Source organism: Leucobacter albus, assembly GCF_039528015.1.
In the GTDB taxonomy this organism is placed as follows: Bacteria; Actinomycetota; Actinomycetes; order Actinomycetales; family Microbacteriaceae; genus Leucobacter; species Leucobacter albus.
Map to the genome: position 1 here is coordinate 261887 of NZ_BAAAKZ010000003.1, position 16636 is coordinate 278522.

A 16636-nucleotide genomic window follows, 5' to 3' on the forward strand; every position below is an offset into this window, starting at 1 on the left:
ACAACCCAGGCCCGGCGGGGCTGGTTTGGGGCGTGGGGGCGCAGATCGCCCCCGGTTGCGCAGCGGGCGCGGGCCCCAGAGCAGCGAGTTCGTCAATCGCGCGTGCGGTCGCCACGGGGCAGCTGTGCAGGTGCAACGGGCCAGCCACACGCCAGCCACACGGCGGCCCGCAGTTTTACAGGCGGAGGCCCGCAGTTTTGCACGCGGAGGCCGACGGCAGTGGCCCCCGCTAGAACAGCGTAGGCGGTGCCTGCTGGGGCCCTGTGCCGTCGACCGCAATCTCTGGTGAGGGGGCCGAGTCGCCGAGCCCGGGGCCGCGGTTCGGCTCGGCCCCACGCCGGTAGGCCTCAGCAGCCGCCCGCGCCCGGTCGTCTGCCGCCTCGTTCAAGGGGTGGCCGGCGTGGCCCTTCACCCACTCAAATGTGACTGAGCGGCCGACGAGCGCGGTGTCGAGCGCCTCGAGCAGCTCCCGGTTGAGCACGGGCTTGCCGTCTGCCTTGCGCCAGCCGCGCCGCTTCCACCCGGGCATCCACTGCGTCACCGAGTTGATCACGTACTGGCTGTCGCACTGAATGTGCAGCGGCTCGTCACGGCCAGCGGTAGCATGCAGCAGGTCGAGCACCGCCATAAGCTCGCCCTGGTTGTTTGTCGCGCGGGGCCACCCGCCGGCGCGCCACCGGTCGCCGTCGATTACCCATGCCCAGCCGGCCGGGCCTGGGTTGCCGAGAGCCGATCCGTCTGCTGCCGCCGTAAGAGTCATGTGATCCATCTTGCCAGGCTGAGTGGCCCCTGCGAGACGGCAGTGGCCGCGGGCACCTGGGCGGGTCGGAGACTGTCTCCGATTCGCACCCCTACAATGTAGGGCTATGGCTTCCTCTTCTCGCCGACCGACGCTCGCTGACGTTGCCGCGCGGGCCGGCACCTCAACAGCGGTCGTGAGCTACGTCGTCAACAACGGCCCGCGCGCGGTCGCGCCCGCGACCAAACAGCGGGTTGAGCAGGCGATCGAGGAGCTCGGCTACCGCCGCAACCCGATAGCCGGGGCCCTCAGTGCTGGCCACTCCAACCTCGTCGGCTTGATTGTGCCCGACACCGCCAACGGCTTTTTCGGCGAGCTCTCGCGCCACTTCGAGGCCGAGGGGCGCAAGCGCGGGTTTCTTACGATGCTCGGCAACACCGGCTACGACGGGCAGATCTCGGCGCACTACATCTCGGGCTTCTCTGACCTGCGAGCGCGCGGCATCTTCACCATGAGCGTCGCCCAGGGCAATGAGATCTCGGCTGACGTGCCGCTCGTGTTCATTCACTCGGTGCCTGACGGCGTGTCGGCTCCGAGCGTGCGGTTCGACGACCATGCGGGCGCGATGCTCGCCGTCGAGCACCTCATCGGCCACGGTTTCACCGACATTCTGTGCCTTGCGGGCACGCACGCAGGCGACCCCGCAAGCCTGCGGGTGCAGGGGTGGGAACAGGCGATGACCGAGGCGGGGCTCTCGACCGAGGGGCGGGTGTTTCGTAGCTCCTTTGACCGCGTGCGGGTTGAGGCCGACGTTCGCGAGGTGCTCGAGCGTGGCGACCGGCCCCAGGCCATCTTCGCGACGACCGACGAGCAGGCGCTCGCTGTGCTGCGCGCGGCAGCTGCCGTTGGGGTGCGGGTGCCCGAAGATCTCGCGCTCGTCGGGTTCGATGGCATTCGCGAGGCGCTGCTCGGGCGCGTTCGCCTGACGACGGTGCGGGTGCCGATGGAACAGCTCGCTGCGCAGGCATTCGACCTGCTCGACAGCCTCGGCCCGGCGGCCGCGCGAGCTACCGCACCCGCTGTGGCCACGGCGACGGGTGCGGCCCCGGCGCCGGCGGTGGCACCCGAGCTCGAGCACCTCGTCTTCCCTGGCGAGCTCGTGCTCGGCGAGACCTGCGGCTGCCTGTAGGTTTCGCCGCGTTACGCTCTCGCCTTTTGCTCCGGCAAATCTAAGCGCTAAGATACTGTTCGTTGACGAACTTCGGATCGCCAGATGGTGGGGAGACACGCATGGCCGAATTAGCTGATCGTATTGACGGTGGGGGTGACGCCGCGCTCGCACGCGACGGCGCAGCGCGCATCGAGTGGGTGCGGGAGCACTCGCCCGTGCTCGACGGCTACGTGCGCGACGCGGTGAGCGACGGGTCGCTGCGCGGCAAGCGCGTCGCCGTCGTGGTGCACCTCGAGGCGAAGACCGCGTTTCTCGCGACCGTGCTCGCCGACGCCGGCGCTGAGGTGATTGCCGCGGGCAGCAACCCCCGCACAACCGATGCCTCGGTGGTTGCTGCGCTCCGCGAGCGTGGCATGACTGTTGTTGCCGACGCTGGCGGCGACTACGACTCCTGGGAGGCGGAGCTGCGCGCTGCGGCAGACTGCGAGCCCGATTACATCATCGACGACGGCGCAGAGCTCACCATGCGCACCGCCGAGCACCGGCCAGACGTGTTCGCTCGTCTCAAGGGCGTCTCCGAAGAGACAACGACCGGCACCGCGCGGCTGCAGGCGATGGCAGCGGCAGGCAACCTGCCCTTCCCAGCGCTCACCGCGAACGACGCGCGCTGCAAGCACCTCTTCGACAACCGCTACGCGACGGGTCAGACGACGCTGCAGGCCCTGCTGCGCCTCACGAACCGGCAGATTGCCGGTGCGCGCATCGCCGTCGTCGGCTACGGCTACGTCGGCAAGGGTCTCGCCCTCTACGCGCAGGCAATGGGTGCACGCACCTTCGTCACCGAGGTCGACCCGGTGCGCGCCCTCGAGGCCCACACCGACGGGCACACCGTCGGTTCGCGCGCCGAGATCTTCCCGCAGGCCGATGCGATCATCACTGCGACCGGTGGCATGCGCGCAATTGGCGAGGCAGATATTCCCTTCCTCGCCCACGACGTCGTGCTCGGCAACGCGGGCCACCACGACCTTGAGGTTGACACCGAGGCGCTTGCCGCCGCAGCGAGCGAGGTATTTGAATCGCGCCCCGGCATCACGAGCTACACGGTCGCCGGCCGCGACGTGCACGTGCTCGCCGGGGGAGCCCTCGTAAACATTGCGGGCGGCAGCGGTCACCCCGTCGAGGTCATGGATCTCACGTTCGCCGTGCAGGGGCTCGGCGTGCACCACCTGGCCTCGACAGAGCTTGAGCCGGGCGTGCACATTCTGCCAAAGGAGCTCGACGACTCGATCGCCACGGCGAAGCTTGCGTCGTACGGCATCACGCTCGATGCACTGCGCGCCGACCAACGCGACGATCACACCGCACGAATGGAAGAGGGGGGCGCAGCATGATCGACACAACTGGCTCAGGCGCTGAGCGCATCATCTGGGCGGCCCGCAGCATGCCGGTGCTCACGCAGGTCGCAGCGCGGGTGAAGAGCGCTGGCACGCTGAACGGTCTGCGTGTTGGCGTGAGCCTCGTGCTCGAGCCGAAGACCGCGAACCTCGCGATCGCGCTGCGCGACGCGGGCGCCGACGTCGTGGTGTACTGCAACGCATCGTCGACCGATCAGCAGGTCGTCGAAGCGCTTCGCGCCAGGGAGTTCCGCGTGTTCGCCGACAGCGCGGCCACTGAGGCCGACGAGCTGCAGCTCGCCCGAGAATTCCTCGAAACGGGCCTCGATATCTTGATTGACGACGGCGCCTCGGTGACCAGGCTCGCCCACCGCGAGTACCCCGAGCTCGTCGCGAAGATGATCGGGGCGGCCGAGGAGACCACAAGCGGGGTCAGGCCGCTCAGGGTGATGCACGAGGAGGGGCAGCTGAGGCTGCCCGTCATCGCAGTCAACGACTCGGCCGCGAAGTACCTGTTCGACAACATCTACGGCACAGGCCAGTCCTGCGTCATGGCGTTCCTCGACATCACGAACCTGCAGCTTGCCGGCCGCCGCGTCGTTGTCGTCGGCTACGGCTGGGTCGGCATGGGCGTCGCGAAGTTCGCTGCGGCCCTCGGCGCGCGCGTCATCGTGTCTGAGATTGACCCGATTCGGGCGCTCCGGGCGCTGCACGACGGCTACGAGGTCACGGCATTTCGGGAGGCCGCAGGAGCCGCCGAGGTCGTGTTCAGCTGCACCGGCCTTGCCGATGCAGTGACGGCCGAGCACGTCGAGGCGCTCCCAGACGGCGCGTTTCTCTGCACCGCGGGCGGCGGCGACTTCGAGATGCCGATGGAGTACCTGCGCGGTCTCGACGGGCCCCGGCACGTGCGCCACGCAGTCACTGCTTTCACCACGCGCTCCGGGCGAACCGTCAACCTCATTTCAGAGGGCGACTGCCTGAACTGCGCCGACGCCGAGGGAAACCCCATCGAAGTGATGGATCTCTCCCTCTCGCTCCAGGCTCTCGCGGTCGAGCGGCTCGCCGCTGACGCGAAAGACTGGCAGCCGGGCGTGTACGACCTTCCAGCTGACATCGAGCAAGAGGTAGCACGCATCCGCCTCGAGGCCGCCGGCGGCAGCCTCGAATCTCTCACCGATCGGCAGCGCGAAGCCGCGCGCGCCTGGTAACGCAAAGGAACACGACCACAATGAAGACATCACGCTCCAGATTGCTCAGCGGTGCCGCGGCGCTGGCTGCGGCCACGCTCGCCCTCACCGGCTGCTCAGGCGGCGGCGACGCAGCTACAACAGAGAAGCTCACGTTCGCTGAGGTGCCGAAGGAAGACACGACCCTCAAGGTATGGACGTTCCTTCCAGACAACTACGAGAACGGCAACGAGGCCTACGAAGACATCATCGCGGCCTTTAACGAGCAGTACCCGCAGGTCGAGGTCGAGCTCACGACGATGCCCTACGGCACCTACTGGGATCAGTTGCGAAACTCAGGCGTCTCGCGCAGCGGCCCCGACGTCGTCACAATGTACGGTGGCGCGCAGGCCTACAGCTACCGCAACTCGCTGTTCCCGTTGCAAGACGCGATCGACCCAGCGATCGAGGGCGACCTTCGCTACCTCGAAGACAACTACTCGAGCGACGGCAACCTCTACATTCTGCCGACCGGCGCCTACGGCTACGCCCTGCTCGTGAACCAAGATCTGTTCGCGTCTGCCGGGGTTGACCCGCAGACCCTCGCCACCTGGGACGGCATGATCGGTGCCTGCCAGGCGCTCGATGCGAAGGGCATCTTGCCGTTCGCGACCGGCTGGCAAGACGGCATTCTCATGGAGACCCTGATGTACATGATCACGAGCCAGCAGATGGATGCTGACACGCTCGTGAAGTGGACCCAGGGCGAGCTGAAGCTTGATGACCCGCTGTTCGGCGAGGCCGTAGACCGCATCCTTGAGATGAACGAAGCGGGCTGCTTCGGCGGCGAAGAGGGGCTCGGCCGTGCGATGTACGACGACGCCTTCAACCAGTACTACGCCGGCGACGCCGCGATGTTCACCACCGGTGGCCTCGCCACTGCCGAAACCGGCTACAGCGACCAGCCGAGCACGACGGTTATGCCGCTGCCGCAGGTGCCGGAGTCGAAGTACGAATCACTCATCGACGCCGGCGCCGAGGCTGGCTGGTCGGTCACCAAGTGGACGAAGTCGCCCGAGGCTGCCAACGCCTTCGTGAACTTCATGGGCGGCGCTGAGGCGCAGCAGATTCTCTGGGATGTCGCGAACGTCGTTCCGAACAACAACGCCGTCGAGGCGACGCCGAAGACGCCGATGCAAGAGGTCTTCGTGCCGCTCATCGTCAACGATGAGAACCACACCGGGTTCTCGTCGTACCCCCTCGAGGTGCTCGCGGTCATCGAGCGCAATGCTGGCCCGCTCATCAGCGGCAAGCTGAGCCGTGATGAGTTCCTCGAGCAGGCGATCCGCGCCTTCGACAAGAGCGCCTAAGCGCTAGAGGAGAGGCGAGAATGACTGCGACGGCCGACACGGCCCCCGCCAAGCGCGTGCGGAAACAGAAGCCCTCCCGCGTGCAAGCGGGGCTCGGCGGGGGGCGCCCGGCGCTCGTACTGCTTATCCCCGTGATCGTGCTCGAAGCCGCGATCCTCTTCGCGCCTCTCCTCTACATCGCCTACCGCTCGTTCTTCAACTGGCAACCGGGCGGCGTCTCCGAGTTCAACGGCTTCGACAACTACGTCGAGCTGTTCAGCGACCCCGCCTTCTGGCAGGTGGTTGGTAACCAGTTCTTCTACCTGCTCGGGCTGCCGCTCTGGGTGATAGCGCCACTGCTCGTCGCATTTATGCTGCGCGAGCGGGTCAAAGCCTCTGGGTTTTTCCGTTCGGTCTATTTTCTGCCAGCGGTCATGTCACCGGCAGTCGTCGCGCTCGTTTTCCGTGCCCTGCTGTCGGTCGACGGCCCCGTGAACGCGCTGCTGCGCACCGTGGGGCTCGGCGAGCTCGCGCGGCCGTGGCTGAGCGACGAAGCGATGGTAAAGCCGGTCATCATTCTGCTCGTGTTGTGGGCCGGGTTCGGCACTGGCGTGCTGATCTTTTCTTCGGCGCTCAGCGCGATTCCGAAGCACCTGTTTGAGGCCGCCCGCCTCGACGGCGTAGGGTTCTGGGGCGAGTTTTGGCACATCGCGGTGCCGAGCATTCGCAACGCCGTCGTGCTCTGGATGATCTTCCAGGTCATCTCGATCTTCCTCTTCATGTTCTCGTGGGTGTACGTGCTCACGCGCGGCGGCCCCGGGCTGTCGAGCGCGACCATGGATTTCGCGATCTACCAGGAGTTCATGCGCTTCGGGTTCTTCGGTACTGCTGCCGCGCAGTCCGTGGTGCTCGTGCTGCTGATCCTTGCGTGCGCCGGCATCGGTGCCCTCGTTATTCGGCTGCTTGGGCGAGATCGCGCCGGAAAGAAGGTTTCGGCATGAGTAACCGAACTCACCGGGGTGCCGGCTTCCGCACCACCATTGCTGCGCTCATCACGGTGCCATTTATCGTGCCGTTCGTCTTCCTGATCTCCACGGCGGTGCGCGAGCGCAGCGACTATGTGAGCTCCCCGGGCGGGCTCCCGAAGAGCTTCACGCTCGACCACATCGTCGAGGCCTGGCAAGAGGCAGACCTCGGCAGGGCGCTCGTGAACACGCTCATCATGTGCGTTGTCGCCTGCCTGGTGTGCGGCACGACGTCGCTCGCCGGTGGCTATTTCTTCCGCGTTGCACGACAGCGCTGGACGGGCCCGCTCAGGCTCTTGCTCGGCGCCGGCTACGCGATTCCCATGGTGGCATGGCTTATTCCGGTGTTCGTGATTGCCGCGCAGGCAGGCTGGACGGGCAACCTGTTCGTCGCCGGCGTGATCAGTGGCGTCTCGTCGCTGCCGTTTGGCTTCTACTTCGTGCACACGTTTCTGCAGCAGTCGCTGTCTGACGAGGTCATCGAGGCGACGACCCTCGACGGCGCCGGGGTGTTCAGAGCCTTTCTCTACATCGGCATTCCGATGGCGATGCCGGCGCTTGCCGCTGTGCTCGCGCTGACTTTCGTGTGGAGCTTCGGCGACCTGCTCATCGCCTCAACGCTGCTGCAGAGCAACACTGACTCGTACACCCTGACGCTCGCTGCGACGACGCTGACGACGCGCGAAGACATCAACCTACAGGGCCAGGCGGCCGCGGCGCTCGTGTCGCTGCTGCCGACCCTGATCGTATTCGCAGTGGCGCAGAAGGCGCTGAAACAGGGCTTTGGGGGCGGTAGTGAAAAATGACGCGACGGTAAACGGAACGCTCGTCGCAGCCGACTGGGTGCTACCGGTCGCATCTCCCGCGATCAAGCACGGTGCGGTCGCGGTGCACGAGGGCCAGATCGCGTGGGTCGGCAAGCTCGAGGAGGCCCCGGCCGAGGTCGCGGGGTGGCCGATCGAGCGGCACGCCGGCATCTTGACGCCGGGACTCGTCAACGGCCACACCCACCTGCAGTACACGGGCTTTGTCGAGCTCGGGCGAGGGTCGTACACGAGTTTCGAGCACTGGTCTGAAGAGTTTGAGGTGTTTTACGACGCTGTCACCGACCCAGCGGAGTGGGGCGTGGCCGCGCGCGAGGGGGCGCAGCTCGCGCTGCGCAGTGGCTCGACGGCGTTCGCGGAGATCGTCACCGACGAGCCCGCTCGCGGCACGCTCGCCGGATTCGGGTTGCAGGGTATCGAGTACCTCGAGGCGATTGGTGAGACCGAGGCACGGTGGGGAAGCGGCGGCCGCGAGGCGTTCACCGCCTGGCTCGACCAGGCGAGCGAGTGCGTGGTTGGGGTGTCACCGCACGCCCCGTATAGCCTTGACGGCGAGGTCATCCGGGAGCTCACGGAGCTCGCGCGGGCGCGCGGCATGCGCATTCACTCGCACGTCGGCGAGTCTTCGGTAGAGGCAAGCCTCTACGATTTCGGCAATCGCGATGTGCTCGAGATCTACGGCGATATGCGCGACGAGTTCGCGCTGATTCGCGGCGGCGGCACCGGCCTGTCGACCGCGCGCTACGCCGAGAGCATCGACCTGCTCGGTCGCGACTCACACCTCGCGCACGGCATCTACCTCGACCGCGCAGACCGAGATCTGCTGCGCGAAACCGGAACCAGGGTCGCGCTCTGCCCGCGCTCAAACCGCGTGATTGGCCTCGCGGCTGCGCCGGTCGGCGACTACCTGCGAGAGGGCCACGAGTTCGCCGTCGGCACCGACTCGCTGTCGTCGTCGCCGTCGCTCGACCTGCTCGCAGATGTCGCCGCGCTCGCCGAGCTGGCGACGGCGCAGGGATACGCCGACGACGACCTGCACGAGCGGCTGCTCGCTGCTGCGACGCTCGGGGGAGCGGCCGTGCTCGGTCGCGACGACCTCGGGGCGCTGCGGGCCGGTATGCGCGCTGATCTCGCGGTGTTCGACGTGCGCGTCGCGGAGGGCGAGGACGCCAGGCGGGCACTTGTCGAACGCGGTGAAGGATCCTGCACGCTCACCGTCATCGGAGGCACCGTGCGCTTCACCCGCGGCGCGATCGTCTCGGCCTAACCGGCCCGCACCCCGCTGGCGCCGCGGCCCCGCGCCCGTCGCCCGGCGGCGAGCACGCTACTGCGTCGGGCCGTCGGCCTCTCCGCGCGGCGCCGCGTCGGCGATGGGCGCCGCAGGCGGCTGCGCAGTTACCGGGCGCTCGACGAAGTTCTCGGCCACCGTGTTCATCTTCTGGGCGTTGCCGAGTACCTCGCCGAGGCTCTCGAAGTAGCGGGCAACAGCGCCGCGCTCGACCTTCAGCTGCGTCATGCGATCTTCGGCAGCGGCGAGCACCTTGGTCGCGCGGTTCTCGGCGTCGACCCAGGTGGTCTGCGCGCGCTGCTCAGCCTCGACGATGATCTCGCCGGCCTGACGCTCGGCGGCAGCCCGCACCTGCGCCGCATCCTGCTGCGCCTCTGCGAGCAGTCGCTGGTGTTCGTCGCGGGCCTCCGTGAGCTGGCTGCGCAGCGCGTCGAGCTCGGCGCGAGCAACGCTCAGCTGCTCGTTCGTCGTCGCTGTTGCCTCTCGCTGGCGCGTCGCGAGCTCGGCCTCGATGGCCTCCCGCTGTGCGGTGATGCTCAGAGCCGTCTCGCGGGTGTCGGCGTCGAGCCGCTCGCGCCCGGCGCGAATCTCGTCTTCCGTCGCGGCTCGGAGGGCCGCGAGATCGGCAGACTCTGCTGCGCGAAGCTCCGCGAGCTCGGCGATCGTGTCGGCACGCAGCAGCGCGGTCTCCTCGGCGACTGCGGCGCGTTGCGCCTGCACCTCGCGCGCGATAGCGGCCTCGGCTTGCTCGCGGCCGACCCGCAGATCTTCGGAGTGCTGTGCGGCGAGCGTTGCCAGCTCGCGCTCCTGCTCCTCCCGAAGGCGTCGCAGCTCGGCGTCGAACGACTCGCGCTCCCTGTCGATGCGCATGCCGAGCGCCTCGCGTTCGATCGCGAGCTTCTCTGCCGAGTCGTCGCGGTTAATGCGCAGCTTCTCGGCCTCGGCGGCCGCCTCGTCGGCGATGCGCCGTTCGTGCTCGGCCAGCTGCGCCGCGAGTCGCTCCCGCTGCATCGTGGCCTCGTCTGACAGCGTCGCGTCGTGAGCGGCCCGCTCCTCCGCGAGCACCCGCTCCTGCTCCGCGCGCTGCGCGGCGAGTTCGTCGTTGAGTGCCGAGCGCGATGCGGCCATGAGTTCCTGCTGCTCGAGCAGCTCGGCGTCGACGCGCCCGCGGTGCTGCTCCCACTCTGCGATCAGGCGATCCTGGTGGGCACCGAGCTCATTCTGAATTCGCTCTTCGTGCGCGCCCCGTTCCGCCCGGATGCGGCCGTCGTGGGCCTCCCTCTCCGAAGCAATCTCGGTGCGGTGTTCGGCGAGCTCGGCTGCGAGCTGACCGTCGTGCGCTTCCCGTTCGGCGCGGAGCGCCTCGTCGTGCTCCGCTCGCTCCGTGTGGATCCGCGACTCGTGGGCGGCGCGCTCCTCCGCGATGCTAGCGTCGTGCGTCGCTCGCTCCTCGGCGATCGCGGCCTCGTGCGCTTGCCGCTCATCGTCGATGTGCGACTGATGCGCTGCGAGCTCGGTTGCGATGCGCTCGTCGTGTGCGGCGCTCTCTGCAGCGATGCGCTCGGCGTGTGCCGTCGATTCGGTTTCGATGCGCTCGTCGTGTGCGGTCGCCTCGGTGGCGATGCGCTCCTCGTGCGTCTCCCGCGCCTGAGCGAGCGAGGAGTCGTGCTCGTCGAGCTCGCGAGCGAGCTGCGCGTCGTGTTCCATGCGCTCGCGAGCGATGCGGGCCTCGTGCTCCTCGCGCTCCGAAGCGATGCGCTGATCGTGCGCCGTGCGCTCGCTCGCAAGCTCGAGATCGAAGCTCTCGCGTTCGCGCCCCTGGTCGGCGGCGAACTGCTGCTGCGCCCGGTCGCGCTCGCGGGTCGCCTGCGCGGCGAGCGTCGCGATCTCCTCGCCCTGCGCCGCGAGTTCGCGATCAATGCGCGCGGCAAGCTCGAGCTGCTCCTGGTTAATTCGGGCATTGTGCTGCTCGCGCTCGCCCGCGATTGCTCGCTCGTGGTGCTCACGCTCCGCCTGAATTGCGGCGTCGTGCTCGCTGCGCTCCTGGGCGATGCGCGCCCGCAGGGTCTCGATTTCGGTGGTCAGCGCGCGCCGCTGCGCATCGACCTCTGCGGTGAGCTTGCGCTCGAGCTCGGTGTAGTGCTCCTCGAGCGACGCCTCGTCTGCCTGGCGCTTTGCCTCGAACTCGGCGCGCCCGCGCTCGGTCTCGTGCAGCAGCCTCGCACGCTCGGCGGCGGCCTCGCGCTCGTACTCTTCTTTCTGCCGGGCGAACCCGGTTGCGGCAACCTCTGTCTCGCCGCGGAGCGTTGCGGCGGCCTCGGTCGCTGCGCTGAGCACCCGTTCGGCCTCGGCCTCGGCCTCGGCTCCCCGTGCGCGTGCGTCGCGGTCGGCACTCTCGAGCAGCGCGTCTGCTCGCAACTGTGCGGCAGACAGCGTCTGTGCGGCGGCGGTTTGAGCCTCCGAGAGCAATCGTTCACGCTCGGTATTGAGATCGTGGCCCTGGCGCGCCGCGTCGGTGCGGGCGCTGCTGATCATGATTTCGGCCTGCTCGTTTGCCGAGCTGAGTAGTTCGTCTGCGCGCGCCTGCGCCTGCGCGAGCAGCCGTGCGCTCTCGGCCTCGCTCGACTTGCGAATCTTGTCGGCGTCGAGGTCGGCCTGGGCCATGAGGCCCTGCGCGTGCTGCTCGGCGTACTGCAGGCTCTTCTCGACACGCAGACCGAGCCCCGAGTACCCCGAAGCGCCGAGCTCGGCGACCTGAGCCTGCAGATCGGCGATGAGGTGGCGCTGTTCTTGCTCTGAGCGAACGGACTGCTGGTGCGCAGACTGCAGCGACTCCAGGTGCGCCTGCAGCGTGGCGATGTGGCCGCTCAGGGCGCCGACTCGCTCATCGACTTCCTCGCGCTTATAGCCGCGGAACGCAGGGGTGAACTGCTGATTTGAGTCGGTCACGGACCCTCCGATGAGATGATCTGGCGCCCGCCATACGTGACGGTTTCGCCCTGCTGTAAGCGGAACACGTCCATGATACCCGCACGAAAGTGCCGCGCATTATTTGTGACCCACCCAGCGGTAACCCTGCAAGCTCGGGTACCGTTATACGGTTGATACATGCTGCGCGCTCGCGCGGCGACCGAACGGACCTCTGGAGGAACTCGGTGAGATACGTCCTAGCCATCGTGGCGCTGGCCATATCGGGGGTGTTGTTGCTGCTCGGAATAGGCCAGCGTACGTTCCTTGCTGGCCCGTCTGAGATTGTTTATTCCATCGGGGCCACCGGTGACGCGCCGTACGCGGTGATCGATGTCGAGGAGCTCACGAAGGTTGCCGGGCAGGCGAACGTCGTGATGCGCGGCGAGGGCACCTTCGCGGCGCTTGCGAACACCCGTGACGCCGAGGCATGGCTCGAGCCGTTCGACCACGTTGAACTCACGGTCGACGCGAAGGCTCGGGTCATCGAGGCCACGACCGTGCGCGGAGAGGCGCCGACGAACGACCTGCTGGCGACCGACGACGATGGAAACGTCGTTCCGATCGATCCGCGCGGCAGCGACCTGTGGCTCGCAGAGCGCGAGGGCAACGAGGCTGGCACGCGCATGGCCGTGGAACCGGCCGCCGACCAGTCGGTCATCATCGCGGGAACGGACGCTGAGCCGCTGCCAAAGGGCACGGCGCTTGTCTGGGTGCAGGATCGCGCGACGCCGCTCGCCGGGCCGCTCCTGGCGGCCGGCGGGCTATTTGCCGCGCTCGGTGCGGTGCTGTACCTCCTTGCTTTCGACCGAGACAAGCGCGCGCTCGGGCCGCGCCGCGGGCGCAGGGGCCCGCTGGTTGGGGTGCAGAACGTGTTCGGCGGCTCCAAGCGGCGTGGCAAGCAAGCTGCCGCTGACGCACCCAAACGGGGCAGCCTGGAGAACACGCCAGACGGCATCGCCGGGGGAGCCGCGGCCGGGGTGCTCGCCGAAGGCCAGTCGGCCTCGACGGCCGGAGCCGAGTCGGCCTCGACGGCCGGGGCTGAGTCGGCCTCGACGGCCGGAGCTGAGATCGATGCGGAAGCAGTCGTCGCGGAGGTCGTAGTGGACGCGGAGCCGGTGGACGGCGAAGCAGCGTCGGCAGACACGGGCACGATCGATGCGATTGTGGTCGAGGAAGTCGACGACGTCGACGACGTCGCACCGGTCGAAAAAGTGGAAGCGGCCGAAGAGGTCGCGGGCGACGCGCACACCGCGGATGATGTCGCCGATGGGCCGGTCGACGGCGCGGCTACAGAACCTGACGAAGACACCGGGAACAAGGGAGACGGCAATGCGAAGTAACTCACGTCGCCACACCGGGCGGCGCGCGCTGCTCACCGGTATCGGTCTGACCGCAATGCTTGCGGTGTCGGGCTGCTCCGCAAACTACTGGCCCGATTTCAGCGGTTCGCCAGAGGCAACGGCCGAGGCGGAGCCCGCGGAGACAGCGGGGCTTGCCCCGGTTCCGGTGTCAGAGGCGCAGACGCAGAAGATCATCGACCGCATTGCGCTCGCCGCGGCCGAGGGCGATGAGACGCTCGATGCTGCCAGCATCGAGTCTCGGTTCAAGGGCGACGCGCTCGCGCAGCGCACAGCGAACTACAAGATTCGCAGTGCGGTGCCGGAGTACGGCTCCGTGCCCGCAACGATCACCAACGAGATGCTCGGGTATCGCCTGGTGCAGAGCACCGAGAGCTGGCCCCGCACGCTCTTTGTGACGGTCGCCTCCGAGGCGGGAACCGATGCCGACGGCAACGCAACTGACGCGCCATCGCTCGCCCTTGTGCTCACGCAGCGCCTTCCGCAGGCCGAGTTTCGAGTGTCGCGGGTGATCGCGCTGCGCGGCGGGCTCGAAATGCCGAAGGCCGCCCCAGCGGAGGAGGGAACGGCGCTACTCTCCGACGACATCGAGAGCCTCGTGCTCAAACCAGCAGACGTCGGCGCCGCTTACGCGGCCATTCTGCAGGGCGGCGCAGACGTTGCAGAGGCCGAGCCGTTCGACCTCACCGACGATCCGCTGCTCGACAGCTACGGCAAGGCTTGGGCCGACCAAGCGAAAGAGAAGTCTGACGCCGACGAGAAGACCCAGAGCTACTCCGTGTCGGTGGCGCAGGGCGAGGAGCCCATCGTGAGCTTCTCGACCGGGGCTGGTGGGGCGCTCATCGCGACGACCGTGCTCGAATCGCAGGTCGTCGACTCCGCCGGTGGGCGCTACAAGCCCCAGGCCGAGGGGGCCGTGAGCGCTCTCTCAGGGCTGACCGGCCAGCAAGACAAGATCGTGCGGCAGGTCGCACACCAAATGCTCTTCTTCGTGCCGAACAAAGAAGACGGATCAAAGATTCAGCTCCTCGGAGTCACGAGCGAGCTGGTCGGAGCAGGGAACTAATCTCATGGCCACGAACATGCCGCAGCGCATCCCCGGCGGGGGAGTCGACCTCAGCCACCTTGCCCAGCGAGGCGCCCAGACACCCTCGGGCCAATCACCGGCCGCGCCGGGAGTCGGGGCACAGGGGCATGCGCCGCAGGGCGCTCCGCAGACCGTCGACGTGCCCTCGCTCGTCATCGACGTGACCGATGCGACGTTTGAGCAGGTCGCCCAACTGTCGGCTGTCGTGCCCGTCGTGTTCGACCTGTGGGCCGAGTGGTGCGAGCCGTGCAAGGCGCTCAGCCCCATCATCGAGAAGGTGACGCGCGAGCTCGACGGTCGAGTGCTGCTGGCGAAGGTCGACGTCGACGCGAACCCCGGGCTCGCCCAGGCGTTCCAGGCCCAGTCGATTCCCATGGTCGTCGCAATGGTCGGCGGGCGCCCGGTTCCCCTGTTCCAGGGAGCGGTGCCCGAGCAAGAAGTGCGCGAGTTTTTCGTCAGGCTCATTCAGCTAGCCGAAGAGAACGGTGTCGCCGGCCGCGTGAACGCCCCGGCTGGCGACGACGCCGGCCCGGCGGCCCCGGCCGAGCCGCAGATTCCTGAGGCGCACGTCGCGGCGTTTGAGGCCGCGGAGCGTGGCGACTTTGACACGGCCGTCAGGGAGTGGGAGGCCGTGCTGCAGAAGGCTCCGGCCGACGCAGACGCGAAGGCGGCGCTCGCGCAGACGAGGCTGTTGCAGCGGCTACAGGGGCACACGCTCGAGGCAATTCGCGCCGACGCCGCGGCAAACCCCGCAGACCTCGAGGCGCAGATGCGCGTCGCCGATCTCGATCTCTCCGGCGGGCACATCGAAGACGCTTTTCTGCGGCTGCTCGACCTGTTCGGGGCCGCTGATAGTGATGCGCGCACGGCGATCCGCAACCGCCTGCTCGAGCTCTTCGAGGTAGTCGGCGTTGCCGACCCGCGCGTCATTGCGGCCCGCGGCAAGCTCGCAAGCCTGCTCTACTAGGAGTTCTCGTGGCAGCGCCTGCCTACCTTGATCACGCCGCGACGTCGCCCATGAGCGCGAGCGTTCTCGCGGCGTACGCGCGCGCGCTCGGCGAGGTCGGCAACCCCGCCTCGACGCACGGGCACGGCCAGCGTGCGCTCGAGGCCCTCGAAGCGGCCAGGGAGCGCATCGCGAGTGGTATCGGGTGCGACGCCGCCGAGCTCGTGCTCACCTCGGGCGGCACCGAATCGATTAACCTCGCGCTCAAGGGCGCGTATTGGGCCAGGCAGCGCGGCGGTGACAGGCCAGTGGTGCTCGTCGCCGACGGTGAGCACCACGCGACGATCGAAGCGGCTGAGTGGCTTCGCGACACGCAGTCGGCCGAGCTCGTGTGGCTGCCGCTCGACGAGCACGGAACCCTGCGGCCCGAAGTGCTGCACTCGGCGATCGAGCAAGCGGGGAGCGACCGCGTCGCGCTCGTCTCGGTGCTGTGGGCAAACAACGAGATCGGCACCGTGCAACCGGTGGCCGAGCTGTGCGCTGTAGCCAGGGCTGCTGGGGTGCCAACGCATATCGACGCGGTCGCCGCGCTTGGCCAGGTGGCGATCGATTTCGCGGCGGTTGGCGCCGACTACCTGAGCGTCTCCGCGCACAAGATCGGCGGGCCAGTCGGCGCCGGGGCGCTCGTTGTCGGCCGTCGTGCGGTGCTCGAGCCGCTGTTTCACGGCGGGTCGCAGCAGCGCGGCCGGTCGGGTACCCAAGATGTGGCGGGAGCCATCGGATTCGCCGCTGCGCTCGACGAAGCACTTGAGGCGGGTGGCAGCGCGCCGCAGGCGGGGCGCGTCGAGCACCTCCGCGCGCTGCGAGACCGCCTGATCGCGGGGGTGCAGGCGATCGACCCGACCGCTGTGCTGCGTGGCTCGCAGCCGGCTGGTGCTGGTGCTGGTGCTGTCGTCGACGGCTCAAGGCTCCCCGGCAACGCGCACTTCACGTTTCCAGGGTGTCAGGGAGATTCCCTCGTGTTTCTGCTCGATGCGGCAGGGGTGTCAGTGTCGGTCGGCTCGGCCTGCCGCGCTGGTGTCGCCGAGATTTCCCACGTGCTGCTGGCGATCGGTGTGCCCGAGGCTGAGGCCGCAGGTGCGCTGCGCTTCACCCTCGGCAGCGCCAGCACGGCAGCCGAAATCGACGCGCTGCTCGCCGCTCTCCCCGCCGCGCTTGAGCGCGCACGCGCCGCCGGGCTCAGCTAACCGGCACGCAGCTCGACTTTTCGGCCACTGATTTTCGCGCGATGACGTGCCGCGGAGTTGGCTCCGACC

The 16636-nt window shown here is 68.2% G+C and carries 13 protein-coding genes; 11 read left to right on the plus strand and 2 right to left on the minus strand.

Features of this window, described 5'->3' with window-relative positions; translation table 11 throughout:
* Positions 1–229: 229 nt before the first annotated feature.
* Positions 230–769, minus strand: coding sequence for a ribonuclease H family protein (locus tag ABD115_RS04835; protein ID WP_343958765.1), 540 nt, complete (start codon positions 767–769; stop codon positions 230–232).
* Between the two features lie 97 nt (positions 770–866).
* Here ABD115_RS04835 and ABD115_RS04840 point away from each other — a divergent pair, with 97 nt between their 5' ends.
* The 7 genes from ABD115_RS04840 (at position 867) to ABD115_RS04870 (ending at position 8938) form a co-directional block, all read left to right on the plus strand.
* Positions 867–1928 carry a LacI family DNA-binding transcriptional regulator gene (locus ABD115_RS04840; RefSeq protein WP_343958767.1) on the plus strand — a complete coding sequence of 354 codons (1062 nt, stop codon included), beginning with the start codon at positions 867–869 and terminating at the stop codon, positions 1926–1928.
* A gap of 101 nt (positions 1929–2029) precedes the next feature.
* Positions 2030–3301 carry an adenosylhomocysteinase gene (locus ABD115_RS04845; protein ID WP_343958769.1) on the plus strand — a complete coding sequence of 424 codons (1272 nt, stop codon included), beginning with the start codon at positions 2030–2032 and terminating at the stop codon, positions 3299–3301.
* Positions 3298–4515: an adenosylhomocysteinase gene (locus ABD115_RS04850; RefSeq protein WP_343958771.1), complete on the plus strand. Its 1218-nt coding sequence runs from the start codon at positions 3298–3300 to the stop codon at positions 4513–4515. The genes ABD115_RS04845 and ABD115_RS04850 overlap by 4 nt, the downstream gene beginning before the upstream one ends.
* 20 nt (positions 4516–4535) lie before the next feature.
* Entirely contained in the window at positions 4536–5843 is a 1308-nt protein-coding gene (locus ABD115_RS04855; protein WP_343958773.1) for an ABC transporter substrate-binding protein, read from the plus strand.
* A gap of 20 nt (positions 5844–5863) precedes the next feature.
* Positions 5864–6823, plus strand: a complete 960-nt coding sequence (locus ABD115_RS04860; protein ID WP_343958775.1) for a carbohydrate ABC transporter permease — start codon at positions 5864–5866, stop codon at positions 6821–6823.
* Positions 6820–7653, plus strand: coding sequence for a carbohydrate ABC transporter permease (locus ABD115_RS04865; protein ID WP_343958777.1), 834 nt, complete (start codon positions 6820–6822; stop codon positions 7651–7653). The genes ABD115_RS04860 and ABD115_RS04865 overlap by 4 nt, the downstream gene beginning before the upstream one ends.
* Positions 7643–8938: an amidohydrolase family protein gene (locus ABD115_RS04870; protein WP_343958779.1), complete on the plus strand. Its 1296-nt coding sequence runs from the start codon at positions 7643–7645 to the stop codon at positions 8936–8938. The genes ABD115_RS04865 and ABD115_RS04870 overlap by 11 nt, the downstream gene beginning before the upstream one ends.
* Before the next feature lie 57 nt (positions 8939–8995).
* Here the strand turns inward: ABD115_RS04870 and ABD115_RS04875 are convergent, their stop codons facing one another.
* Complete coding sequence (locus tag ABD115_RS04875; RefSeq protein ID WP_343958782.1) at positions 8996–11908, minus strand: hypothetical protein; 2913 nt, start codon at positions 11906–11908, stop codon at positions 8996–8998.
* A 206-nt stretch (positions 11909–12114) separates the two neighbouring features.
* Here ABD115_RS04875 and ABD115_RS04880 point away from each other — a divergent pair, with 206 nt between their 5' ends.
* Genes ABD115_RS04880 through ABD115_RS04895 form a run of 4 tightly spaced genes read left to right on the plus strand, consistent with a single transcriptional unit; the run spans position 12115 to position 16567 of the window.
* Positions 12115–13269: a hypothetical protein gene (locus ABD115_RS04880; RefSeq protein ID WP_343958784.1), complete on the plus strand. Its 1155-nt coding sequence runs from the start codon at positions 12115–12117 to the stop codon at positions 13267–13269.
* Positions 13259–14353, plus strand: coding sequence for a DUF8094 domain-containing protein (locus ABD115_RS04885; RefSeq protein ID WP_343958786.1), 1095 nt, complete (start codon positions 13259–13261; stop codon positions 14351–14353). Before ABD115_RS04880 ends, ABD115_RS04885 begins: the two co-directional genes overlap by 11 nt.
* Positions 14354–14357: 4 nt before the next feature.
* Positions 14358–15341: a tetratricopeptide repeat protein gene (locus ABD115_RS04890; protein WP_343958788.1), complete on the plus strand. Its 984-nt coding sequence runs from the start codon at positions 14358–14360 to the stop codon at positions 15339–15341.
* Positions 15342–15349: 8 nt separating this feature from the next.
* Positions 15350–16567, plus strand: a complete 1218-nt coding sequence (locus ABD115_RS04895; RefSeq protein WP_343958790.1) for a cysteine desulfurase family protein — start codon at positions 15350–15352, stop codon at positions 16565–16567.
* Positions 16568–16636 lie beyond the last annotated feature (69 nt).